The following is a 24,800-nucleotide window of genomic DNA, read 5'->3' as shown; positions in this document are numbered from 1 at the left end:
GTATGTGCCGACTGTCAAGTTGCTTATAGCCGGAGTTCCATCACCTGAGGGATTGCCAGGAGTCCAATTGTAGATATATGGAGAAGTACCTCCTGTGGCAAGAGTTATTTCTGCTGCTCCATCACTTGCAGACTGCGAACTTGCATCAGTTTTAGACAAAACAGTACTTGTTAACAAAGAAGGCTGAGAGATAGTAAACAAACTGGTTGCAGTATTTCCGATTGCATCGGTTACAGTGCATATCCACGTTCCTGCCGATAAGCCCGAAACACTTTTTGTACCATCTCCAACAGGATTTCCAGGTGTCCAATTGTAAGAATATGGAGCTGTACCTCCTTCTGCTTCATTTACAGATGCTGTAGCATTTGAACCACCAAAACAACTCACATTTGTTTGGCTGGCAGCATTAAGTGTTAAGGGTGATCCAATAGCGACGCTCAAGGTTTTTACACAACTTTTTGAATCAGTAATTGTGCAAGTGTATGTGCCGACTGTCAAGTTGCTTATAGCCGGAGTTCCATCACCTGAGGGATTGCCAGGAGTCCAATTGTAGATATATGGAGAAGTACCTCCTGTGGCAAGATTTATTACTGCTGCTCCATCACTTGCAGACGTGGAACTTGCATCAGTTTTAGACAAAATAGTACTTGTCAAAATAGAGGGCTGGGAGATAGTAAACAAACTAGTAGCAGTATTTCCGATTGCATCAGTTACAGTGCATGTCCATGTACCAGCCGATAAGCCTGAAACACTTTTTGTACCATCTCCAACAGGATTTCCGGGTGTCCAATTGTAAGAATATGGAGCTGTTCCTCCTTCTGCTTCATTTACGGATGCTGTTCCATTTGAACCGCCAAAACAACTCACATTTGTTTGGCTGGCAGCATTTAGTGTTAATGGTGATCCAATAGCGACACTCAAGGTTTTTACACAACTTTTTGAATCTGTAATTGTGCAAGTGTATGTGCCGACTGGTAAGTTACTTACTGCAGTAGTTCCATCACCAGAAGGATTTCCAGGAGTCCAATTGTAGATATATGGAGAAGTACCTCCTGTGGCAAGATTTATTTCTGCTGCTCCATCACTTGCAGACGTGGAACTTGCATCAGTTTTAGACAAAACAGTACTTGTCAAAATAGAGGGCTGGGAGATAGTAAACAAACTAGTAGCAGTATTTCCGATTGCATCGGTTACAGTACATGTCCATGAACCAGCCGATAAGCCCGAAACACTTTTTGTACCATCTCCAACAGGATTTCCGGGTGTCCAATTGTAAGTATATGGAGCTGTACCTCCTACAGCTTCTTTTACGGAAGCTGTTCCATTTGAACCGCCAAAACAACTCACATTTGTGTGACTAGAGGGATCAACAGCAAGTTGAACACCTATTAAAACCTCAAGTAAATTAGTACAGCTATTCGCATCTTTAATAGTGCACGTGTAAGCACCAAATGATAGGTTACTTATCGAGGTTGTACCATTACCTGAAGGATTTCCAGGACTCCAATTGTAAATATAGGGAGCAGTGCCACCAGAGGCAGGATTTATAGAGATTGCTCCATCACTTGCCAAGGGTGTACTTATATTAGTTTTAGATAAGACAGAACTAACCAAACTTGCAGGCTGGGTAATAACAAAAGTTCTGGTAATTGTACTTCCAAATAAATCTGTAGCAGTGCATGTCCAATTACCCGCTGATAAGCCAGAAACAGATAATGTACCGTCTCCTGTTGGTTTTCCAGGTGACCAATCGTAGGTATAAGGTGCTATTCCTCCTGTGGCTGGCTGAACAGCTGCTTTTCCGTCGTCCCCTCCAAAACAACCAACATTGGTTTGGGAACTAAAGCCAAGCTTTAAAGCATTTGTTTCTCTAGTAGTACTATCTTTTTGAGAATACACTAAGCCGTGTATCAATAAAAAAATCATTAACTTATACATTTTTTTTCTGTTTTTCAATTTTCACACCCTCCAATCTTCGCCTCAAATACCGCACCATTTTTAACTTCGAAAACACCGTTTTGGGCATCCATAAGAATCGATTTGCCAGAAGTAAACAACACATTTGAACTGCCCTGAATGATAATATTTGCCTTGATTTCAAGATTGCTCGATTGGGTATCAATAGCCGAATTGATATCGTCAGTAGGGCTTTGTAAGGTGAGGGCATTGTCGCAAGGACTTGTGCCACAGGCCAAAGTATTGGCTACTTCAGCCACCAGTATATCATCCACAAAATAATAGGCATTGGGTGTTTCGGCGAGTCCGAAATATCCACCTGGAGCAGCTCCGCTTATATCGACCGCCGTTTCAGTAATGGTATAAGATTCGCCTTTAAAATTACCCAAATACAAATGCTCATAGGCTTTATCAGCGGTGAACTTGACAGAGATATTGACCCAATCGTCTTTTTCATGTAAGACTAAGTTCTGCGTGGGCAAAAGTATTTTATCTACCACCAAAGTATCGTAACTGTGTTGCACTATGTTCGCTTCACTTAAACCAAAACCAATATTGTTGCTCGCTTTTTTATAATAATCAGCCCTACTTACATACATACTCAGCACATATTTTTTGCCAATTTCCATGGGTGAGGTCAGCGTAGTATGTAAATATTCGCGGTAGGTACTTCCGCCTACAAAAAAACCTGCATAAGCAATTCCATTTCGGGGCGTTTGATAGCCAAATGCCGCATTGCGAGGTATTTCGATAGAGGCATTGTAAGCGGCACAAGCATTCAGGTAATCTGCAGAACCCATGCTGGGGATGGTCCACCCTAAATTATGATTTAACCACTGGCCTGGGGATGATGGCGTACCACTGAAAGAACCCGGACAAATCTCTGGGTCTTCAAAAGAGGGATTGCTGACCATATTGATGCCCAAACAGGCCAAGTCGGCCGCTGTATTTTCTTCTATTGCTTGATTCTCAAAAGCACTGATTCTAAATTCTATTTTTGCTGTTGAAACCAAAGCAGAAATATTAACAAGGTATTCCTCCCCCACGGTCAAAGTATCCAGATTTAATACATTAATTTTCTGGCTACTGCCGCTCGGTCTACTGCATTTTATGAGTGTTGGGCTTGGGCATGCACCTTTATAAACCCCCAACAAAGCATCGGTATTCAAATTTTCAATGCTGATGCTCATTTTCGCCTTGGTAGCGGTAAATTTAAACCATACGTCATTCCCAAAATTACCACAAACTGTACTTAGTGAAAATTCATTTGTAGCTTTTTGAGTAGTATAATAAGTGGGTATATTGCTAAGGCTAAGTGCATCTACACAGTTATCATTCGCGGGTATTAAAGAGTTAGTTACTGCTATTTTGAAATTGCCCTGGGTAGCATAAGCTTTGGTTTGTGAGGCAACTTTGAAATAATAAGTTTGCCCAATGGTCAGTCCAGTATTATTAAATGCGATGCTATGCACGCCACCAAAACATGCATTGGGCAGTATGCTGAGATTACCACAAGTTCCAGAAAAACCTGTAATGGCAGGGTCTTTCAAATACCCATCGTATACAATTCGGTGCTCAGCGGCGGTGGCTGTGAATTTGTACCAAACTTCTTCACCAGCGAAGCATTGTGTATTGGTACTTCGGGCATTGAGGGTGGTACCAGAAGTAAAATTGGGCAAATTGTCAATAGAAGGCACAAGGTCTATGGCATTTTGGCAAGAATCATTGACTGGTGCCAGTACATCAGAGGTCAAAGCTATAAAAACACGGCCTCTTTGAGTACTTGAAAAGCTATACAAACGGATTTTATACTCAGTGGAGGGCACTAAATTGTCAATAATCTGATTCAAAGTAAATGCTGTGGTCCCCGTGCTGCCACAAATAATTGGGCTAAGCGTAGAGCAAGAGCCTGAGTAAATCACATAGGCCAGGTTTTTGAAATCGGAATTGAGCAAAAGTCTTACATTGCTACTATTCGGTGTAAAACTATACCAGAGGTCGTCATCGGCCGTACCGCCAACGCTGCAATTGATGGTTTGGCTGGAAGTGGTAGCGAGTAAATTTACATCTGTGGTGTAAGTGAAATTATCAAGCCCTGACTGAACGCTAAGAGGTTTCGGCGTGGCACAGTCGTCGTTTGAGGGCACAGTCAAATCTAAAACCTGAATAGAGAAATTGCCTTGTGTGCTGGTAGTGGCTGTCGACGAGTAGACTTTTATAAAATATTCTTGACCTATTGTCAGACCGTTTACTTGTAATTTTTCATCGTTTTGATTGCTAAAATTGGCTGTTTTGCAAATGACGTTTGTTCGGGCATTACATGCACCAGCGTAAACAGCAACCGTAAGACCTGCAGTTGTTTGCCCCAAACTACCGTCTCTAAAACCGATAAAATGACTGGTTTGGGTAGCGGTAAACTTGTACCAAACATCGTAGGCATTGGCTGCTCCACAAGAGTTAGATTCTATAGTTCTCGTAGCACCTACAGTACTTCCACTGGTATAATTAGAAGTAAGCCAGGTTTGATAAACAGTTAAAACTTGAGCATTTTCGCAAAGGTCATTTGCAGGAACTGTGACATTCGAGATACAAATTTGAAAGTCGGCGTTCTTTGAGAAGTTGCAATAAACTCTTATAAAATAGGTTTGTCCAGGTGTAAGATTTTCCAGTATTTCTGACTTAGAAGAACTTACATTGCTACTGCAGGAGATATAATTGAGTGATGTCGGAGAACCAGAAAAAACCTCATAACTGGGTATTTGAGCCCCATTGTTTAAGAAAAATAATCGGTGACTTGAAGCTGTTGCCGTAAATTTATACCATTTATCAAAAGTAACACCGTCGCCATTGTTTGGTGGAACATTACAAATTGAAAAGATTGACTGTGAACTGGAATCCAAGTTATCACTGTACATTTCGCAGCTCAACTGATTTCCTGAAATAGGAATGTTTTCTGCACCAGTTATTTCATCATTAGCAGCATAATTTGGCCTGCTGATGCATATTTGCAAAGGCGGAGTAGAGTTGTAGTTTTGTAAAAGCCTGAGGGTATACTCTTGGCCAAGACTCAAACCACCGATGTTCAACAAACTGTCATATCCGAAAGCATTGCAGGCCATTAAGGTTTGACTTCCGCAAGTTCCTGCGTATAATTGACCAGAAACATAAGAAGCTGGACTTATTTTTATTTGATGCTGTGTGGAGCTGGCCGTAAACTTTAGAAAAATATCATTTTGAGATACTGCTGCCCCGCAATTGAGCGGTAAGGAAGATGTATAGGCACCCTCAAAGCTGAATGCCGTGGGTGTGCAAGTTTCGTCATTTGACACCGATACCGACAAAGCACCTTGGCATTCGTCATAAGGTGAAATATAAGGATTGGTCACGGCGACTTTAAAAGTGGTAAAGGATGGACTAAAAGTGCTCGTGTAAATTCTGAAAAAATAAGTACTGTTAACTTGAAGGCCAATTTGCTCTTTTAAAATAGTATCACCACTGATACTTGGATTCCCACAATCTAATAAAGTCAAAGCACCGCAAGAGCCGCTATAAACCTCTATTCTACCAGAATTGTTGCTCATGCCCTGTACTTTGATCTTATGCACTGTTTGAGTCGCAGTAAATTTATACCAAACATCATCATCGGCATAAGGCCCTGAGGTGCATGAAGCTTGAGAAAGTGTGGCATCCAGCGTATTTCCTGACACATTTTGACTAAAATCAGTTGCCGTTTGGATATTTATGGCTCCTATACATTCGTCGTTGGCAGGAGCTACCAAAGAGGCAATGCCTATAGAAAATGTACCTCCGTAGCTGACACCAATACTGTTATGCACTCTTACAAAGTAGGTTTGACTTGGGTTTAAACCCGTCAATAGCGTAAATGAATTGTTGGAATTGTAAGAAGCAGGCGTGATACATTGCTGACTCACCAAACTTCCACAAGTACCACTAAAAACTTCAAGAACAGGACTCCCACTGAAATTAATCGTTTTGAAAAATAAGCGGTGCGAAGCCTGAGTAGCCGTAAAACTAAACCAAACATCGTCTTTCGCATTTCCACTGCAAGCTGCTTGTGATTCTGTAGCAAATTGTGTAGTGCCTTCTGTACGAACCGTTGGGCTACTGCTTGCATTTACAGTAAGTACTATCGCTCCTGAGCATTCATCGTTAGCGGGTGTTTGAATCTCACTAAGGCAAATATCAAAAGTACCTGCATCACTTTGGTTAGTAGTGCTGACAGCTATCAGGTAAGTGTTATTTACGGTAAAGCCAGAAACCACAAAATCGTGGTCAGCATTGTATTCACTAAAATCGCAATTGCTCACACGGCTCAAACTATTGCAATTATTTTCAAAAACATCTAATCTAAAATTAACTATACTTCCTTTAGTGATATGTATCAATTGGCTCGAAGTAGTAGCCGTAAACTCGTACCAAACCATATATTTGTTAAAATCACAGTTGTCGTACGTGCTGTTTTCCACGCCTATGTTTGTGCCAGAAGTAGGCACACAGCTGCTGCCTACAGTGATTACTTCCGCATTAGTGCATTCGGCATTTGTAGGTATGGGTATAGGCAAATTGACACAAATGCTGAAAGTGCCTTGGTCGGAGTATAAACTTGAAGAATAAACTTGAACATAATATGTATCGCCAATGGTAAGGCCAGTTACTTTATTAACTTCTGGGTTCCCACAACAGCTGTTATTTTCGCAAAGGAGTTCATTTAAAACACCACAACTTCCATCATAAACGACAAAAGCTGGGTCGTCCATTGTGCCGGGAGTTACAGTGATTTGATGCTCGGTAGCCGTGGCTACAAAACTATACCAAACGTCGTCGTCGGGACTTCCACTACATCCGTAAGGATCGCCAAGGGCATTTTGAGTAGTTCCTTCAGTAGAAATTCCACAGGTCAAATCATTGTTGACAGTAAGAGCAATAGCCGTTGCACAATTGTCATTAGCTGGTGGTGGTGGTATATTTTTGATGCAAATATCATAAGTGCCTCTGCTCAAAGGATAAGTGGTGCAATTGTAAACCAAAATATAATATTCATCTCCAAGTACGGCATCGGTGAGAATTACTTTTTGGTCTGAAAAATTCAAAAAAACTGGATTGCCAGAAACCATGTGAAACACCTCCATAGTAGGGCCCGAATTGCTTTGTGGCGTCAGAGAAATCTCCAGACTGTCATTCAAGGCAGAGAACTTATACCAAGCTCCATTGATAAGCGGAGCACAATATCCATAGGAATTTGAAATGGGTAAATTGCTAACAGCAAACAGGTTATCGCCCGTATTGTTCAATGTGCAGGTGTAATCATTATTAGCTTGTAAAGTGATTGCTTCAGAAATGTCATCATTGAGAGCTGTGGTTGAGAGACACAAATCAAAACCTCCATTTCCTGCTGAGACACCATATCGGCTCCAAACTCGTAAATAGTATTCTTGGCCAATGGTCAAATTACTGGCTGCCATAAATCCATAATCGGCACAAAGTACTTGGCTGAGCGTTCCGCAGGTGCCAGAAAACAACTCCATTTGAGGGGAGGAAATGTTATGATTAAGCATTTTCAAAATCATTTTCGTGTCGGTTGCAGTAAACTTAAACCATACATCGTCTTTTATTTTATCACCCACACAGGTGGCGTCATAGCCTCCCGTGGCATTTTCTAAATCTGCTGAAGTGAGTGCTGCACACGAGGCCGTGTTGGCGGTCAAAGTTAAAGCTCCTGAGCATGCATCATTGACCGGCATGCCCGTTGGCTCATTGATACATAAACTAAAACTACCAGCATGAGCGGGACTATAATAGGAGTAAACTCTTATAAAATACGTGTTTCCTGGCACCAATTCCCCAATAGTAAAACCAACATTGTTGTTATATTGAATGTCGCAGAAGATACTTACAAGCGAACCACATGAGCCTTTGAAAATCTCCAAAATGGGTGATATTATTGTCCCATTGCTCAATTTAATAAAATGAGCAGTTTGAGTAGCTGTAAACGAAAACCAAACGTCGTCATCGGCATTACTTCCTGAATAACATCCCGTAAGACTTTCTGTGGCGTCTTCACTGTTTCCATTTGTCGTAAAAGTACAGGTCTGATTTTCATTTATAGCAAGAGCTATGGCCGAAACACAATTGTCGTTTGCGGGTGGTACTGGCACGCCAACACAAACAGAAAAAGTACCTTTGGTAAAAGCCGCTGAGCCAGCAGCATAAACCCTGATGAAATAAACCTCACCAATCGTGAGTCCAGTTAAAATCGTTTTTTCGGTATGATTGTAAGGAAACCCAAGGTCGTTTACGCAGACCAAAGAAACTAAAGAGCCACAACTTCCTGAGAAAACCTCAAAAACAGGGTCACTCATGGTTATGGCAGTGGCAGAAATTTTATGAGTGGTGGCTGTTGCTGTAAATTTATACCAAACATCGTCGTCAGCCACACTGAAATTACAACCAGCCTGACTTTGGGAAGCACCTATTGTAGTTCCTTCAGTGCTAGTTCCACAAAGGTTATTGGCATTTACAGTGAGCTCTATGGCACCTGAGCAGTTATCATTTGCAGGTGCCTGAGCATAAATTTTTATACAAGAAATAACAAAAAGTAGCAATAATAATAGTTTTCTCATAGCAAATAATATTTGTTCAAAACTACTTAATGCCTGAATTCAAGGGTACTACTAATGTTAGTAGTAAAAAGCGTTAAATTTTAAAATTAAGATAATGGCGTCTAACAAAAATTTACTTTAGATAAAAATCGGCCTTGAATGGCTATTCAAGCTATTTTTTGTTTTGGGTGAAAATGAGCCCCTATTTACTTTGAGTCGGCTTGCCTCCTAGGGACTAGGCATCTGCCTTTATTTTTGCGAATAGTCGCACCGTTCGAATAAAAACGAATCCGAGTGGCTTACCATCAAAAAAAACTTCAATCTGATGATAATAGCACGCCGATAAAACGGATGCTATGCAATGCGGATTTATATAGATTTTTATTAGTTCAGATTGAAAAATCAGCAAAAATCAGCGTTGCCGATAGGTATCTGTGTCATCTGTGTGCCATTTTGCGGTGCTTGATTGGAACAAGGATGATACGGAGGAAACAGATTAGCACGGATTTTTATTAAGCAAAATTGAAAAATCAGCGAAAATCAGCGTTGCCGATAGGCATCTGTGACATCAGCGTGCCATTCTGCGGTTTGTGGTTGGAACACGGATTATACCGATTGGACACGGATTGTTTATTAAAAATCATCATAAATCAGCGTTGCCGATAAGCATCTGCGTCATCAGCGTGCCATTGTGTGATTCGTGTTTAGAACACAGATGACACGGATGAAACAGATTAGCACGGATTTTTATTAAGCAAGATTGAAAAATCAGCGAAAATCAGCGTTGCCGATAGGCATCTGTGACATCTGTGTGCCATTCTGCAGTTTGTGGTTGGAACAAAGTAGCAAAAAGCCAAGATATCGAACCACCCAGACTTTGTTTACGGTCAGGGTAATGCGGTATTCCGACTTTCTTCTACATTCTAAATATTCTTTGTTCTTCTCGGTCAGCTTGTAGTTATACAAGTCGGCTTATGATAAACAGGAAAATTTAATGAGTTCGCAACAAAGCATAACTCATTTGCTTTCTTATGAAGTTCATTCGCTTTTAATGTCATTGAAATATCTGTTATGATAACTATTGGGTTTAAAGTTACTTCTGTAAATTTTCCACCTCCGTTTGCAGTTTCAAGCATTATTCCTGTTGCATTATCAATATAATCTGTAGCAATAATGCCTTCCACTGTACATAAATGCAGATACCACAGCATATGACAAGATGAAATAGATGATAACAACAGGTCTTCTGGATTATGTTTCGTTTTGTCACCTCGAAATGCAGGGTCAGAAGAACCCAAAATTTCAGTTTTATTTGCAACAAAAATAGAATGACTTCTTTCAAATCCTGCATAATTTGAAGTCCCTGTTCCTGTGTTGCCAGTCCACTTTACTGTCAGGCTGTAATTATGTTGTCCGTTCATAAAGTTATTTTTTAATTATTTAACTCCACCATTCTTTAATCCATTCTTCCGATACTTTTTTACCTTTTTCATAGTCGTCCACTACTACAATTAATTGATTAGAATGGTCGCTGTATTGTACTAAAATATTTACATTAGCTTCGGCCATTCGTCTGCAAAACATACCTAACTGTCCTGCAACATCTTGACGCAGTTTTTGAATAATCACATTGTTTATTTTCACGACTTTAATTTGAACTTTCGCTAACTCTTCTTTGGCTCTTTCCGCTTCTTCCACTAAGAAATGAGCAATTGACATTTCCCCATTTTGAAATACACCGCCACCTTCAAGGCTAATTTTATTTTTGCCTAAAGTTTCACCCATTAAAGCCAACGCACCTGGCTTGTTTTCTAATAAAATTTCTATGTCTTGCATTTTTTTATTTTTTGCAAATTAAATGCAATCATTACATTTACATTTCATTTAATAGTGAACTATGAATGTAGAAGATAAATTTGTTTCAATTTCCGCTTTAATGTGCGAACCTACACGAGCAAGAATGCTTTGGAATTTGCTTGACGGTAGAGCATATACTGCAAGTGAGTTGTCCATCGTTGCAGATACTTCGCCCACTTCAGCAAGTAATCATTTGTCAAAGTTGCTTGAAGCTGAAATAGTAAAAGTTGAAATTCAGGGACGACATAGGTATTACTCGCTTTCAAATTCCGAGGTTGCTTATGCTGTTGAAGGGTTAGCAAATCTTGCAAACAATAGCTCCACTAAAAGTATAAAAAAGCAACCTCAACTTAATGGTTTAAAATATTGTAGAACTTGTTACGACCATTTAGCAGGTTTTATTGGTGTTGAAATTGCTGAAACATTAGAAAGAAAAGGTTATTTAATAAAGTCAAAAAATGTCTACTTAGTTTCTGAAAAAGGTTGGGAATGGTTTCAGGTTTTTAATATATCCAAAGAAGGCTTTAATAATAATCGTCGCCCTTTAACTCGTCAATGTCTTGATTGGTCTGAACGTCGTCCGCACTTAGCTGGTCAACTTGGTGCTGAATTTTTAAACAAAATGCTTGAAAGAAAGTGGTTTAAAAAAGTTGAATTTTCGAGAGAGTTAGTTGCAACCTCAAAAGGTCGTCAAGAACTTTATGAATTATTGGGTGTCGCTCTACAATAACCACCAATGGCTGTCTGTAAAAAAACTAACTTTACAAAAGAGGTGTAAAATACCAACTTAATAGCTTTACAAAACTTTCGTCTTTTATTGTCTTTTTATTTGTGAATGGCTCTGGCCAGATGGCAAATTACCTTTCAAATAGAAATTTATTGGCTAAGAGTTATTGTTTCTTCCGGCTCCATATCCAAATAGAAATTACCTCTTGTTTAAATTAGAAATCGAATTATAAAAACATTTGCATTCAATTCTTGCAACCTTCTATTTTTGCCTCAAATATACTCCCGTTTTCTATTTCAAAAACCCCTTTTTTGGCATCTAAAAGAATGGATTTATCAGATGTCAAATTTAATACAGACATATTACTAGCCTGAATATTTGCATAGATCTCCCCCATGGTCTTTTTAGTTAGCGTATTTGCATTTAGGTCATCAATTGGACTCTTTAATATTATGTCGACGTTTTGAAAATCTGTCCCAATGACAAAGGATTTTTGAACTACACAACCTTTTGAATCCGTAACTGTACAACTCCAAGTACCTGAAGTTAAATCTGTTACAAAAGGCGTACCATCACCTATTGGATTTCCTGGCGTCCAATTGTATATATAGATTGGCGTGCCTCCGCCCAAAGATAGAATGCTAGCTATCCCGGTTTGCCCGTTGGGACATGACACATTGCTAAACTCAGCATCATTGATGGTTAATTCGTTTGGTTGTTGTATAACAAAATCCGTAGAAACTACTGTACCTTGGGCATCTGTAACGGTACAAGTATAGGTATTTGCATTAAGACCTGAAATCGAAGAAGTTCCATCTCCTGTGGGATTTCCAGGGGTCCAATTGAAGGAAAATGGGGCTTTACCTCCTTCTAAAGCTACAGTGGCTGTACCGTCCGACCCTCCAAAGCAAGAGACATCGGTTTTAGGTGAAGGTGCAATTTTGAGCTTTACTACTATCTGAAAGGCAACCGAACTTGTGCATCCGTTTGAATCGAAGGCGTTACAGGTCCAGGTACCGGCAGTTAATCCTGTAACGGATAATGTCCCATCCCCAATGGGGTTTCCGGGTGTCCAATTGTAGCTATAAGGAGGAGTACCACCAGAGGCCGGATTGGCAATAGCTGCACCGTCAGATGCTCCCGAAAATGAAACGTTGGTCTGTTGATTAGCGGTCATTACTATAGATGGAGGCTTAGTAATTATAAAATTTAACGAAGTTAATGCACCAAGTGCGTCGCTAACGTTACAAGTCCAAGTACCTGCTGTTAGGTTAGTTACACTTTTTGTACCGTCTCCTACAGGATTGCCCGGCGTCCAGTTATATGTATATGGAGGAGTACCTCCTGTGGGCTCATTGACGGCGGCAGCCCCATTGCTTCCACCAAAACAAGTCACATTTGTTTGGGATAATGCAGTAACCGAAAGTTGGGAACCGACAGTTACGGCAAGGGTACTTGTACAACTTTTGGCATCTTTTATAGTACAGGTATATATCCCAGGGCTTAGGTCGGTAATGGTAGCAGTTCCATCTCCTGTAGGGTTGCCGGGTGACCAGTTATAAATATACGGTGGGGTACCTCCTACACCTTCAATTGTGGCGGCACCATCAGTCGCACTTGGGTTGCTCGCGTTTGTTATAGAAATAACCGAACCTAATAAAGAAGTTGGTTGTGTAATTTGAAAAAAACGTTGAACTGTATTACCCAAAAAATCTTTGGCAGTACAAGTCCAAGTACCTGATGTCAAACCCGTTACAGAAACTGTACCATCTCCAATGGGAGTACCAGGTGTCCAATTATAGGTATATGGGGCTACACCTCCACTAGCTGGCAAAACGGAGGCAGCTCCATCTTTGCCCCCAAAACAGCTGATATTGGTTTGCGAACCAAAGCCTAATGTTAATGACGTAACTTGAAAAGTAGAACTATCTTTTTGACCAAAGCCAAAAACAGGTAACAATAGAACCAAAATTAGCTTTATCATCATTTACAATTATTACTTTTAAATTTTAAACTTTTGTCACCCAATAATATTATCACACATTGGCGTAACTGTATAAATATTAAACACTTAAACGACTTACAAATTCATTTTTGTTAAATACTAATCTCCACTTTGAATGCCCAATATTTGAATTTAGCAAGGAAAACCTCATCAATTACCATTTAATAGGAAGACAATAAATCGAAATTTCCCTAATATCCTATTTTTTGACTTTCGATAAAGTTTAATAATAAATAGTAAGACCTACATCTTAGCGTTTACGAATTTTTGAAAAAACTAAAGAACAGATGAAACTGTTTTCCTTAAGCTTTTAGCAAAAGTCCAATCTCAGAAAGCAAAGCCCCCGTTTCTACCAATGACACACCTGCCTGCATAATTTCGCTTGAACCTTCGTTTATTTTTACCTGAATTTTGCCAAATTCTGCTTGGCTATCGTTACAAGCTTTAGCTATGTCGCCAAGTGTAGTTCTTATATCATTTATATCATCTGCCAAATCATTAAAACTATTGCCAATAGCCCTAAAGGGCCTCTGGGTTCCTACATTTACGCCTGTTACGATGGTAATCCTACCCACTACTGGTATATCTATCCTCCGTGTAAACACGTCTAGGTCAGGTACTACAATGGCGTTAAATCCATTTCCAATTGCTTTTAAGATATTTACAGGAGGAGCTAGTAAATTTCGAATTACTTTCACAGCGGTTTCCGTAGATTCTAGAGCATTGTCGAGCTTTCCGTCATTTTCAAAAATTTGCCCAAAGGCTTTAAAATCTTCAGAATAAGCTATGAGCTTTTCGCCTGTTTTCTTTTGTTTTTCGCCAGAGGTGCTCATTTTGTCACCTACTTTTTTAAAATCAATTGCCATAATTTTATAGTTTTCATTTGTTCCTACTCTCTTAAAGGCTTTTCGGTAACGCCTTTTCTTTCAAGGATTTATCCATTTTCCTTTTTCAGAATTAGACTTGATTTGTTCTACTACAATAGGATTTTCCAATGCCCAGCGGTCTTTTCTGATGCCAGTAATCTGCCACGAAACCTCGGTTTGTGGTTGTTCTGTTTTAATGGTGAAGGCATTATTTTCTACTTTCTTCCAAACTATGGCTTGAGTAAAAGAACCAATTACTGTCAGCTGATATCTAAAGTCTTGATTGAGAGCCTCAAAGTAATCGGGAAGCTTAACTATTGCTTCCGCATTTGTGTCTGTTATGCAATTTCCACTGTAGATATTTAGCATTTGGGGGCTCTCCACAAAAGCGTGCGAAAGGGTTTTGTTCAATGGATCTTGCGGATGGTCAATTTTGAATGTCCCGCCTGCTTTAGAGAGATTGCCAGCTATATGTGCAGACCCTTTTACCAATAAGCCATATCCACCTGGTGTAGAAGGAGCATCTATGATGACTCCGTTTCCAAAGTTTTTGCTAAAAACCGCAAATTTGGCATCAACGGAATCTACTGTGCCAATGACAATATTTTCGAGTGGCTGCTCCTGCACCATAATGGCACTGCCAACCAAATGAAGATTACGAATAGGAGCCTCTGTTCCAATTCCTATTTTTGGAGAGCTAATTTGTTTCTCAGAAATCTCTACATGCTGAGCATAATTAAATTTTACCGTAATAAAACAAAGAATGAATAGGTAGTTTTTCATGCGTTTAAAAGACTTTAGGGATATTTTTTAGATAACTCCAACCTGTACTGTAATTGCCAAGGAAGTTGCCGGAATCTCCCATCTCCTTGTATTGAATGCTGTACTCATTTACCCAAAGCTGCAAGCGTAGCTCAGTGACTTCGTTTTTCTGGATGGTAGTGCTAATGGCATTAATGTAAGACTTATCGCAGCGAATCGTTAGATAAGTCAGCTCATTGAGCCCGGCAGTTTTAGTAAAAACCAATTCCAAATCCATGACTGTTTCAGGCTGAAAGAGGTTTTTCCACAATTGTGGCGAGACGATAGATTCATCTATAGTAAAACTCAAAAGTCCTGAAGCAACCTTGCCATTATCGCTATGAATGGAATAATGGAAATCCCGAATGTCAAAATAATTGGCCAAAAAAACTGGGCTGGTTTTGTCGCTAAATATCTCTGGTTTTTTGAATTTGACATATATTTTTTGTGCAAGGAGCTGTTGCCCTAACACACACATGATGCTGATTAATAGAATTTTAGTTTTCATATTTTATCTATACAGGGGTTTCCAGTTTTCAGGTCTAGGCAGGTCTGTTCTACTTTCAAGATTCCACCATTTTGGTTGAGTTTTGTCGAGCTAATGACGATTTTATCATATTTCAAAAGCACACTTTGCCTTACGGGAATATCAGTGAATAAACTGATTTCAAGGAGACTTACATTGATGAGTTTGATATGTTGGGTTTCTGACTGCACATTACCGTTAGAAAACCGATCTGAAAAAATATCTAAACTGGGCAATACACGACCCTCAAATATCCGCTCATGCAGCTCGGTAAAAGATTTGTCGAGAGGCAGGTCGACCCTAAGCGTCTGAAAACCATTGGGTTTAAATTCGTTTTTGATATTTAGAGTTGGTGTAGCATAGACCGTTTTTGCCATCTGAAACTCAAAATCGATTATGGCTGTACACTTGGCTTTAGGACCCTTCGTACCCGTCAATCTATTTGGATTAACAATGTATTCCCCGTCTGTCTTAGGGATATCAATCCAAATGGCTTGGTTTTGGGCAAAAGAAGATATACTTACCAATAAAAAAGCAACTATTTTATTCATATTCAATAATTTAATGCAATTTTTAAATCATTTTTTTTCCTTCTAGAAATCGGACAACTCAGGTTAAAGCGGAGGGCCGCTTTCTTCTCATCATAAGTTTTGAGGTAGTTCACATTTATCATAAATGAGCGGTGAACCCTTACTATATTTTTTACACCCAAAAGCCGCTCTTGTAGTTTTTGAATATTTGTACTTACTATTATCTTTTTTCCATCATTGAGATGAATATACGAGTAGCTGATATCAGCAGAAATCATTACTATTTCTGCAGCTTGTAAATAGGTGCGGCTACCAACATGAATTGCCAAATATGGAGATCTGAGCAAACCATTGTTTTCTGTAATTTTCTTCCTTTGTGCTTTCATGGTATATCTATTTTTGGTATTTAAAAATCACACCCCTAACTGCCATAGAATCTCCCTGCCATAAAGCTGATGGGGCTTTTTTGTATCTTACATAATAGTAATATTTTGCATTTTCTATTAATTCATCCCCTTTATCCAAGTTTTTTGTAATTTCTAAAATACCTACTCCTGAAGTACTCGAAATTTCTGACAAAATCGTAGAAGGACCCGCATTTGTTTTCCCAACTTTAACAAACTCAATAAACATGGTATTCAAAGCTCCCGTTTGTTTATAATTAAAAGTCCATTCATTAACCAATGCTCCATCAGGCAATTCTATAGGTGCGTAAGCATAAGCATCAACTTGTTTTAATTGACTATCAAAATAAACAAGTCCATTCTGGAGGTCTCTTCTAAACCAAAATTGAGAACTAGCATCTGGTATTACAGGCTGAAAACCCATCGCAGATATATTGTAATACTGCGTTGAAATTGGGATATTTGAGCTACATTCAATTAAATTTCCACTTGCATCAGTACAAACATCCCTTTCACCAACTCCTGCTAAATTAGTCGCACGAAGTTGATTGCCTTGTATGGCACTGCTGGAATAAATTCCTCCCCCTACACGAAGTCTGTAAACAAGCGAAACCAATGGACTAATACCAATATTAACAACCCCGTTTTTTTGAATCAATAAAGCATTTGACCTTAATGAATTTGATTGACCATTTCCTATTGTGAAAAGAGGATCAGTAGATACCCACGAGTTTAAAGAACCCGTTGGTGTGGAGTTGAAAGTTCCGAAAATTGAAGTTCCATATCCTGAACCAAGCAATCCCCAACCCATAGAATTCACATATTCGCCTCCAGTATTTCTTATGCCTTCTCCCATGGCAATCGTATTGCTGCTACCATCTTGAATTTGATTTCCAAAACCAAAACCTATGTTTCTTTGACCAAGCACCTGCACATTTTCTCCAAAAGCTATGGTATTACTAGTTCCGTCAGCTATTACTTCTTCACCAATTGCTACTCCACCTCTTGACCTACTTTCCGAATTCAAACCATAACAAAAACTAAAAAGTCCTATATTATCTGAGATAAACCTTACGGAACCATCAGGTAAATTAAATGTACCACCTTGAAATGCACTTCTGCCTGGAATCCAGGCCATGCGAGTGCCATTTCCACTTGAAGGAGATTGTGGAGGATAGCTTGTGTTGTCAGCATTTACTGGTAGGGCATTGGCATATGGAGACCAGAATCCACCGGAATTGGTATTGCTTATGTAGTTACCAGTTTGTTGCCACAAGCCTGAGGTTGGCAAATTTTGCCAAGTTGCATTACCAAAAGCATCGGAAGTGAGAATTTTACCCACTCCTTCATTTATATTTGAAAACCTGAGTTTAGGTGCTGTGCTTACCAATGAGTCAGGACTCATAAAGCCGAACTGTGCAAAACCTGAAGTGGTTATAATTGAAAGAAGAATTATATATAGTTTCTTCATAGCTTTAATTTTTCATCAAAGCTAGTTTCGAATATTATTTGACGGTACTACTAATGTTAGTAGGATTGTTAAATAAGAATGAAAAAAATCACTCCCAAAACATTCATAGTAAACTTATTAACAAATCCTACGCCATCTTTCTATACTTATTCCTATATTCTAAAGGTGTTAAGCCCGTTATTTTTTTGAAGGTTGTTCGGAAGGCTTTGGTGTCTGAATAACCCACATCTAACATTACTTCATTTATATTTTTCAAACTATTTTCAAAGCTTCTTTTGGCAGATTCTATTTTTACCCTTTGAATATATTCTAAAACAGAATTATTGGTGGCAGTTTTAAATCTTCGTTCAAAACTTCGCCTTCCTATCGCCACATAATCTGCCAAAAAATCGATAGACAATTTGTCTTCAATATTTTGTTCTATAAATCTTTGAGCCTTAATTATTGCCTCATCTTTATGGTCTTTTTGGCCATTAAACAATGCAAAAGCCGATTGGTTGCTTCTGTCTATATCTATTGCAAAATATTTTGAGGTCAAAATTGCGGTTTCACGATCTACATATTTTTCTACCAAATGCAGCAATAGATTCCAGTAGGAAGTTGCCCCTCCACTAGAGTAAATTCCATTTTCTTCGGTCACTATGCTGCCATCTTGAACTTCTACCTCTGGGTACATTTGCCTGAACTCTTGTATAAATCCCCAATGAGTTGAACATTTTTTACCATCTAACAGACCAGTATCAGCCAATAAAAAGGCACCCACACAAAGTGAGGCAATTTCAGCTCCTTGTTTATGCTGTTTGATTATCCAGGGAATCAATTCTCGATTTAATTCTACGGCAGATTGCATATTTCCGAACAATGCTGGTATTATCACCAAGTCGGTTTGGACCACATCATCTAATAAAAAATCAGCATGAACGGAGTAACTTCCACCTGAAAGTTTCACTTCTGGGCTTTTTCCTACCAATTTCACATCGAAAAGGGGGTCTTTTCCCGACATTTGCATAAATTGATTTACGGCACTAAAACAATATTGCGGATCGGCAATGGCTTGCAGCACGCAACTTTCGGGTACTAATATGCTAATTGATTTCATTTTACAAATATATTCAAAATGTCGCATATCACCTCTCAAATGTCTTTTATACACTATTTGAAATTTTATTTTTCCACCTACATTTGTAGAATAATTAAAAAATCAAATCTAGAAATCAATGGAAAGTACAAAAATCACAGTCTCTACACTGGTAAATGACTCTCTTGAAAATACTTGGAAATATTTTAATGCCCCGGAGCATATTGTTCAATGGAATGCCGCCTCTGATGATTGGCATACAACATTTTCTACTGTTGACCTCCAAGTAGGTGGTAAATTTAACAGCAGAATGGAAGCCAAAGATGGAAGTTTTGGATTTGATTTTGAGGGAATATATGAAGTAGTTGATTTAAATTCAAGAATCGTGTACGGACTGGAAGATGGCCGAAAAGTTGAGATAGTTTTTGACGCAAAAGAAAATGGCACATTGGTAACAGAAACCTTCGATGCTGAAACAGAAAACCCAGTAGAACTGCAAAGAGGTGGTTGGCAGGCAATTATGGACAATTTCAAAAAACATGTAGAAAGCTTATAAGCTTTCCAAGTTTGATAAATAATACTATAATCTTCTTGAAAGTTTTTCTAAAAACCTAAGCCTTAATCTTAGGTTTTTAAATTTTCAAAAAAGGCATTGCCGCCAATGCTTGAAACATCGTAAAACATACAAACGCTAAATAGATAAGTGATGAAAACCAAATCAATCTCTTGGCTTTTGCGTCTTCACCATAATTTTTGGAAATAAAATAACCTAAAAAAGGAATGATTTGTAAAGAGTGAATTCCAAAAAAGTGTGCAACTCGTAAATCACCGAAAACGGTACTCCAATTTAGCAAACTCAAACCCTTCCCTCCTATTTCTCCGCCCACATTATGTGAATTAATAGCACTCATATAACCTCCAAAAAAGCTAAAAGCTACAAACATTATCAAGCCTATTTTAATGGAAAATGCAAACGAGCTTGAAATAGCGTAAGTTTTTTGCCTTATAAATCTAATGGTTAGAATCAAAGTAGCTGTGGTCAGCCAAACAATCATTATTCCCATCAAAGCATATAAAATTCCGCCGACAATTTCGGTTTGGTTAAAATGGGAAAGTTTACCCCTAAATGCTTGAATTGTGATCACAGCTTGTTCATAAACCATGGTTATGATGGCCAAAACTGAGTATTTCTCAACTTTCTTCTGGTCATTTACATAATAAAGCAAATAGGCCATAGTCCAAGCCAAAATCCAAAGGCTTAAAGCAAATTTCAAGGGTTTTATCATTGCGTTTATTCCCAATATCTCTTGAGTATTTACAGTAGCATATACTCCCAACATTATGGACAAAACCAAAAAAAAAGTACCAACATATGCCATTGGGGCATTTCTTCTGTTTATTTCTTTAATAAAATTCATAGTATTTTCCTTTTAAATTGTTCAATATAATACCCTACCAATTGCGTTTGAATTGGATATATTTATATAAAAAATAAAACTTAAATTTATGATGCCAAGGACTTGGACTTAATGCTTTTAATGATAAAAAATATCAAATAACCCATAGGACCAAACATAAAGGTAAAAGGCAAAGCAATGGAAAATAACCACCTTGAAATTCCGAGAGATTTGCTTTTTCTGACTATGTAAGCTCCTACAAACAAATCAAAAGCCAAGTAATGTAGCCAACCAGCAGCCACCGCATTGTCGTTTTGAAAAAGTGCTTTTACGTTGGCTAAAGTACTAAAACTATCCGCCTTAAAATCTCCAATATCTCTCAAAATCAAATAGCTATAAAGAATGGCAAAAAGCACAATCATTCCACTCAAAATAGCCGTTTGGGTGTACTTCCAGTTAGGTAAAAATATTAAAAGTATCCAACCTAAAAGCACAAATGTGTTTCCAAAAGAAAAAATCGCTGAAGCATCCATATTAGTCTAATAATTTAATAATAAACGAGTTACTTGTTTGATTGAATACGATATTGCAATCCGTAAAAACCGGTGCTGAAAATTTCGGTTTAAAATTTCTTGTGAAACCATAAGGCTCTGTTGGTATGCCTACAATATTCTTATCTAATTTCTTATTGCCATTTTCATCATGAAAAATTGCGACTGCATATTCTCCATGGGGCACATCGCTAAATTTTGTTTCCACCTCTCCTGCTTTACTTATTTTCACTTCTTTCGCAAATGATATTCCGCTGTGATGCGGAAAGTCAGAGCCTTTCTTGAAAAAAGCAATCCTGAGTGTGCCATTGGTATTTTTTATATTTTGAATCTTAAGATTAAATTCAGGTTTAGTTTGCCCATAACAAAAAAAAGAAATCATCAAAAAACTTACAATATTTAATACTTTCATTTTTAAAAATTTAAAATTGTTCACAAAGATGAACAGTGTTCAGTTTATTTACATGTCACAAATGTGACAAAATTATTTTTGAGAAATAGATTTTCTAATTCTGCTCAGTGACTGTCGTTCAATTCCCAAATAGGAGGACAAGTCTGTAAGAGAAACACGGTTAAACAAAGTAGGATTAGTTTGTATAAAATCCAAATAGCGTTGTTCCGCATTTTGAAACAAAAAACTTTCCAATCTCGATTGTTGCTGTATCAATACCTCCTCTGTCACCAGCCTTCCGTACCTCTCAATGGTTTTGTATTTGGCATATCCTGTCTGTACGTCTTCATAAGGCAAATTCACCACTAAACAAGGCTCTAGGCACTGCACATGGTATTTTGCTGGTATTTGACGAATAAAAGCTGGATAATCTGTGGCATATTCGTTTTCTTTGGTAAACCATACCGTTATTTCGTTGCCAGCCTGATCAATATAAAAAGATTTCATTAAACCTTCTACCAAAAAACCCAAGGAATACTGTACGTCTCCGTTTTTTAAATAATAATCTTTTGCTTTAAACTCACTAATGGTCAGATTTTCAGACACAAAATCCAATTCCTCGTTTGTAATTTCAGGGCAAACCTGGACATAATGCTGCCGAAATACTTCAATAGCTTTTTGCATAGCTATTAAATCGCTTTCATTTGATTCCCTTTGGGATTATGGCTTACTTCTGCCAGTCCCAATGCCTCCATCAACGGTGGAATATACATCCCTACTCTTCCTCTAAAGCCTTTTTTTAAGCCATACCATCCTCCTACAGGATTGTTTTCAGCTCTTCCCCATGCCTCCACTGTACCTTCTTTTGCCGGCTTTTGTTCGTCCGCACTTGCCAGCTCCATCCAATCGCCATGTTTTTTTAACATAACGTGTAAATCGTTGATAATATTTATATTATAATGCAATACCGTTTTCCCAACTGTACACACCAAAATCTCTTTCCCATCTTTTTCGTCTACATGCATTGTATATTCTGAAGTTAATGGTGGTGTTTTTAGCACCATTGGATTATCTTTTGTACCAATTTTGTTTTTCATAATTGTAATATCAGATTGATTTTCAACAAATTAAATATTTTTCCTTCAGATAATATATAACAAAATAATTATTTTTTAAAAACCGTTTTAATATCTATATGCCGCCATTCACCAGGCTTTAATTCTCCTAACTCTAAATTCCCAATCCTGTTTCTTTTCAAATAAAGTACTTCATAGCCTAACTTATAGCACATTCGTCTGATTTGCCGATTGAGCCCCTGCACCAAAACTATACTAAACATTTGATTATCAATCTTTTTCAACCTACACGACAATGTAGTCTTTCCCATTATTTTCACTCCATTTGCCATATTTTTGAGAAACTCCTCATCTATCGGTTTGTCTAATTGTACCTGATATTCTTTTTCAGTTTTATGTTCGTTTCTTAAAACTTTGTCATACAGTCTTCCGTCGTCTGTCAACAACAAAAGCCCTTCAGAAGCTTTGTCCAGCCTGCCAACTGGGAAGACATCTTGAAACGGTAATATATTGGCTAAATTTTCGCCAATGTTTTGGTTGAGAGTAGTTTCTATGCCTCTTGGTTTGTAAAAAGCTATGTATTTAAAGATTTTTGCAGCTTGCAAAACATTACCATTATATAATATTTCGTCTTCGGCTTTTATCTCTAAATTAGCCGATGTAGGTTCGCCATTCAGATAGATTTTCCGTTCAATTAATAGTTTTTGAGCATCTCTATTAGAAATCTCAAGCTTTTTAACCAAAAAATACTGCAGCTTATTCCGAAAACTCAAATTCTTTTTTTCTCAAATATATTCATTTTTTATTAACAAAAGACATAATTTTTATTTCACTTTTAATGAAATAAACTAAAAAATTTCACTTTTATTGAAATAAACCAAATAATTTCAATATTTTTGAAATAAAAAATAGAAGAAATGTCAGTAAAAAATAAAAATTTTCAATGGATAATCATGGCAGACATAATAAATAGTAGTGATTATCAAGGACTTACCCTTCAAGAAGATTTCAAAAAAAATGTAGCTTACATAAATGAAAAATTCAAAAAAAAACTCATTTCCCCGCTTACAATTACCCTTGGTGATGAGTTTCAAGGCATAGCTAAAAGCCTGAAAATAAGCACAGAAATCATAATAACCCTAGAGGAGCTCCTAATGAAAGAAAATGCAAATTTTAGCCTAAGATATATAATAAATTTTGGCAAAATAGACACTCCAATAAATTCCGAAATAGCCTACGGAATGCTTGGAGATGGCTTAAGCCACGCAAGAAAAATGCTTGAAAACTTAAAAAAGAAAGAGCAAAGGTTTGAGATAGCAGCTGAAAAAGAAGATAAAAGCAAAGCATTAAACGACGCCTTTGAAATACTGCAAAACTTACAAAATAGATGGACTTCTGAAGCAGACAAAAAACTGGTTTCACAGTTTATTCAATACCAAGACTATAAGATCATTGCCACAAAAACAGGCATAACACGTTCACAAATCTGGAAAAAAGAAAAAAGTCTAAACATTTCTTCTTATTTTGCCATAAAAAACCTCATATCTTATTTATCTAAATGATTGCATTTGTTATACTTTTGATTTCTGAAATTGTACTGGCATTTGCATTTTCTGCCATTTCGCAAATCTTCTACAAAAAACTTGGGCTCGACTTCATTTCCATCGTAAAAGGGCTTTTCGAAAGACTTTTCTTAGTGATTTCTTTATATTTTGGCTATCCGCATGCTTTAACATTTTTCAGTGCCGTAAAACTGGCCACACGGCTCAAACATACCGAAAAGGCGGAGTCTGACCAAAACAAATTCAATGATTTTTATCTGTTTGGCAATTTCGTGTCTGTAATTGCCGCAATAGCTTATGTGGAACTTTTGAAGTATTTTTTTCCTAGATAATCACACCAATTTATTCTGCATAGCCATCCTAATAGCCTCATTCGCAGAGTTTACATGGAGTTTTTTATAAATATTTTTTAGGTGAAAATTGACTGTTGGAAAACTAATATTTAATTCCGAAGCTATTAACTTATAGCTCAAACCTTTAACCAACAGATCGAGCACTTTTTTCTCAGATGCGGTAAGTTCTACAAATTCTTTGACTCTAGCATTTTGATTCTGGAACATACTCAACACTTTTCTGGCTATACTCGGACTCATAGCCGAGCCGCCCTGATAAGTATCAATAATGGCGTCCACATATTTTTCGGGAGGGGAAGCTTTCAGGATATAGCCACTTGCACCAGCACAAATCGCCGCAAAAATTTTCTCATTATCCTCAAAAACTGTCTGCATACAAATCTGAATGTACGGATATTTTTCTTTTACCAACAAGGCTGCTTCTATGCCACTTATGCCAGGCATCTGAATATCGAGCAAAATCACATCGGGTTTTTCTTTCCGCGTATTTTCCAAAATATCAACCGCTTTCTCATGAGAACCAATCAATACCATATCAGATGCAGTGGAAATCGTTTCTTCCAAAAGCTCCCGAATGTCGCACACATCCTCATATAAACTTACTCTTATCATTAAATTTATTCGTCTAA

The 24,800-nt window shown here is 37.8% G+C and carries 22 protein-coding genes and 1 pseudogene; 4 read left to right on the top strand and 19 right to left on the bottom strand.

Features of this window, described 5'->3' with window-relative positions:
- The 4 genes and pseudogenes from EGI22_RS20370 to EGI22_RS20355 all read right to left on the bottom strand — a co-directional run.
- Positions 1-1,926 (bottom strand): annotated as a pseudogene (locus EGI22_RS20370) (hypothetical protein); the annotation flags it as partial.
- Positions 1,927-1,952: 26 nt separating this feature from the next.
- Positions 1,953-8,597 (bottom strand): 3-coathanger stack domain-containing protein, encoded by a 6,645-nt coding sequence (locus EGI22_RS20365; RefSeq protein WP_255070296.1) that lies wholly within the window; start codon positions 8,595-8,597, stop codon positions 1,953-1,955.
- Positions 8,598-9,523: 926 nt separating this feature from the next.
- Entirely contained in the window at positions 9,524-9,997 is a 474-nt protein-coding gene (locus EGI22_RS20360; RefSeq protein WP_255070295.1) for an OsmC family protein, read from the bottom strand.
- A gap of 19 nt (positions 9,998-10,016) precedes the next feature.
- Positions 10,017-10,412, bottom strand: a complete 396-nt coding sequence (locus EGI22_RS20355) for an amino acid-binding ACT domain-containing protein (RefSeq protein ID WP_255070294.1) — start codon at positions 10,410-10,412, stop codon at positions 10,017-10,019.
- Positions 10,413-10,473: 61 nt separating this feature from the next.
- On the opposite strand from EGI22_RS20355, the gene EGI22_RS20350 reads away from it, so the two are divergent.
- A complete protein-coding gene (locus EGI22_RS20350; RefSeq protein WP_255070293.1) occupies positions 10,474-11,163 on the top strand; it encodes a helix-turn-helix transcriptional regulator in 690 nt (229 codons plus the stop codon).
- Positions 11,164-11,404: 241 nt separating this feature from the next.
- Here EGI22_RS20350 and EGI22_RS20345 read toward each other — a convergent pair whose 3' ends face one another.
- The 8 genes from EGI22_RS20345 to EGI22_RS20310 form a co-directional block, all read right to left on the bottom strand.
- Positions 11,405-13,147, bottom strand: a complete 1,743-nt coding sequence (locus tag EGI22_RS20345; protein WP_255070292.1) for a SprB repeat-containing protein — start codon at positions 13,145-13,147, stop codon at positions 11,405-11,407.
- Positions 13,148-13,467: 320 nt separating this feature from the next.
- A complete protein-coding gene (locus EGI22_RS20340) occupies positions 13,468-14,031 on the bottom strand; it encodes a hypothetical protein (RefSeq protein ID WP_255070291.1) in 564 nt (187 codons plus the stop codon).
- A gap of 60 nt (positions 14,032-14,091) precedes the next feature.
- The gene (locus tag EGI22_RS20335) at positions 14,092-14,814 is read right to left on the bottom strand and encodes a hypothetical protein (protein ID WP_255070290.1); all 723 of its coding nucleotides are present in this window, start codon (positions 14,812-14,814) and stop codon (positions 14,092-14,094) included.
- A 4-nt stretch (positions 14,815-14,818) separates the two neighbouring features.
- On the bottom strand, positions 14,819-15,340 hold the full coding sequence (locus EGI22_RS20330; protein WP_255070289.1) for a type VI secretion system tube protein Hcp: 522 nt from the start codon (positions 15,338-15,340) through the stop codon (positions 14,819-14,821).
- Positions 15,337-15,909, bottom strand: coding sequence for a hypothetical protein (locus EGI22_RS20325; protein ID WP_255070288.1), 573 nt, complete (start codon positions 15,907-15,909; stop codon positions 15,337-15,339). Before EGI22_RS20325 ends, EGI22_RS20330 begins: the two co-directional genes overlap by 4 nt.
- 2 nt (positions 15,910-15,911) lie before the next feature.
- The gene (locus tag EGI22_RS20320; protein ID WP_255070287.1) at positions 15,912-16,274 is read right to left on the bottom strand and encodes a LytTR family DNA-binding domain-containing protein; all 363 of its coding nucleotides are present in this window, start codon (positions 16,272-16,274) and stop codon (positions 15,912-15,914) included.
- 7 nt (positions 16,275-16,281) lie between these two features.
- Positions 16,282-17,763: a hypothetical protein gene (locus EGI22_RS20315; protein ID WP_255070286.1), complete on the bottom strand. Its 1,482-nt coding sequence runs from the start codon at positions 17,761-17,763 to the stop codon at positions 16,282-16,284.
- A 127-nt stretch (positions 17,764-17,890) separates the two neighbouring features.
- Positions 17,891-18,862: a GlxA family transcriptional regulator gene (locus EGI22_RS20310; protein WP_255070285.1), complete on the bottom strand. Its 972-nt coding sequence runs from the start codon at positions 18,860-18,862 to the stop codon at positions 17,891-17,893.
- A gap of 118 nt (positions 18,863-18,980) precedes the next feature.
- Here EGI22_RS20310 and EGI22_RS20305 point away from each other — a divergent pair, with 118 nt between their 5' ends.
- Positions 18,981-19,397 (top strand): SRPBCC family protein, encoded by a 417-nt coding sequence (locus EGI22_RS20305; protein ID WP_255070284.1) that lies wholly within the window; start codon positions 18,981-18,983, stop codon positions 19,395-19,397.
- A gap of 76 nt (positions 19,398-19,473) precedes the next feature.
- Here EGI22_RS20305 and EGI22_RS20300 read toward each other — a convergent pair whose 3' ends face one another.
- From EGI22_RS20300 to EGI22_RS20275, 6 genes are all read right to left on the bottom strand, one after another.
- Positions 19,474-20,259, bottom strand: a complete 786-nt coding sequence (locus tag EGI22_RS20300; protein ID WP_255070283.1) for a hypothetical protein — start codon at positions 20,257-20,259, stop codon at positions 19,474-19,476.
- 86 nt (positions 20,260-20,345) lie between these two features.
- Positions 20,346-20,771 (bottom strand): ABA4-like family protein, encoded by a 426-nt coding sequence (locus tag EGI22_RS20295; RefSeq protein ID WP_255070282.1) that lies wholly within the window; start codon positions 20,769-20,771, stop codon positions 20,346-20,348.
- 1 nt (position 20,772) lies between these two features.
- Positions 20,773-21,201 (bottom strand): DUF2141 domain-containing protein, encoded by a 429-nt coding sequence (locus EGI22_RS20290; RefSeq protein WP_255070281.1) that lies wholly within the window; start codon positions 21,199-21,201, stop codon positions 20,773-20,775.
- 72 nt (positions 21,202-21,273) lie between these two features.
- Positions 21,274-21,864, bottom strand: coding sequence for a Crp/Fnr family transcriptional regulator (locus tag EGI22_RS20285; protein ID WP_255070280.1), 591 nt, complete (start codon positions 21,862-21,864; stop codon positions 21,274-21,276).
- 5 nt (positions 21,865-21,869) lie between these two features.
- Positions 21,870-22,277, bottom strand: coding sequence for a DUF6855 family protein (locus EGI22_RS20280; RefSeq protein WP_255070279.1), 408 nt, complete (start codon positions 22,275-22,277; stop codon positions 21,870-21,872).
- 68 nt (positions 22,278-22,345) lie between these two features.
- A complete protein-coding gene (locus EGI22_RS20275) occupies positions 22,346-22,999 on the bottom strand; it encodes a pseudouridine synthase (protein ID WP_255070278.1) in 654 nt (217 codons plus the stop codon).
- A gap of 210 nt (positions 23,000-23,209) precedes the next feature.
- Here EGI22_RS20275 and EGI22_RS20270 point away from each other — a divergent pair, with 210 nt between their 5' ends.
- Both EGI22_RS20270 and EGI22_RS20265 read left to right on the top strand, forming a co-directional pair.
- The gene (locus EGI22_RS20270) at positions 23,210-23,818 is read left to right on the top strand and encodes a SatD family protein (RefSeq protein WP_255070277.1); all 609 of its coding nucleotides are present in this window, start codon (positions 23,210-23,212) and stop codon (positions 23,816-23,818) included.
- Complete coding sequence (locus EGI22_RS20265; RefSeq protein ID WP_255070276.1) at positions 23,815-24,150, top strand: hypothetical protein; 336 nt, start codon at positions 23,815-23,817, stop codon at positions 24,148-24,150. The genes EGI22_RS20270 and EGI22_RS20265 overlap by 4 nt, the downstream gene beginning before the upstream one ends.
- Here the strand turns inward: EGI22_RS20265 and EGI22_RS20260 are convergent, their stop codons facing one another.
- Positions 24,151-24,783, bottom strand: a complete 633-nt coding sequence (locus tag EGI22_RS20260; protein WP_255070275.1) for a response regulator transcription factor — start codon at positions 24,781-24,783, stop codon at positions 24,151-24,153.
- Positions 24,784-24,800 lie beyond the last annotated feature (17 nt).

It is taken from the genome of Lacihabitans sp. LS3-19, from assembly GCF_024343575.1.
Lineage (GTDB): Bacteria > Bacteroidota > Bacteroidia > Cytophagales > Spirosomataceae > Leadbetterella.
This window is presented reverse-complemented; position numbering and strand designations above follow the sequence as displayed.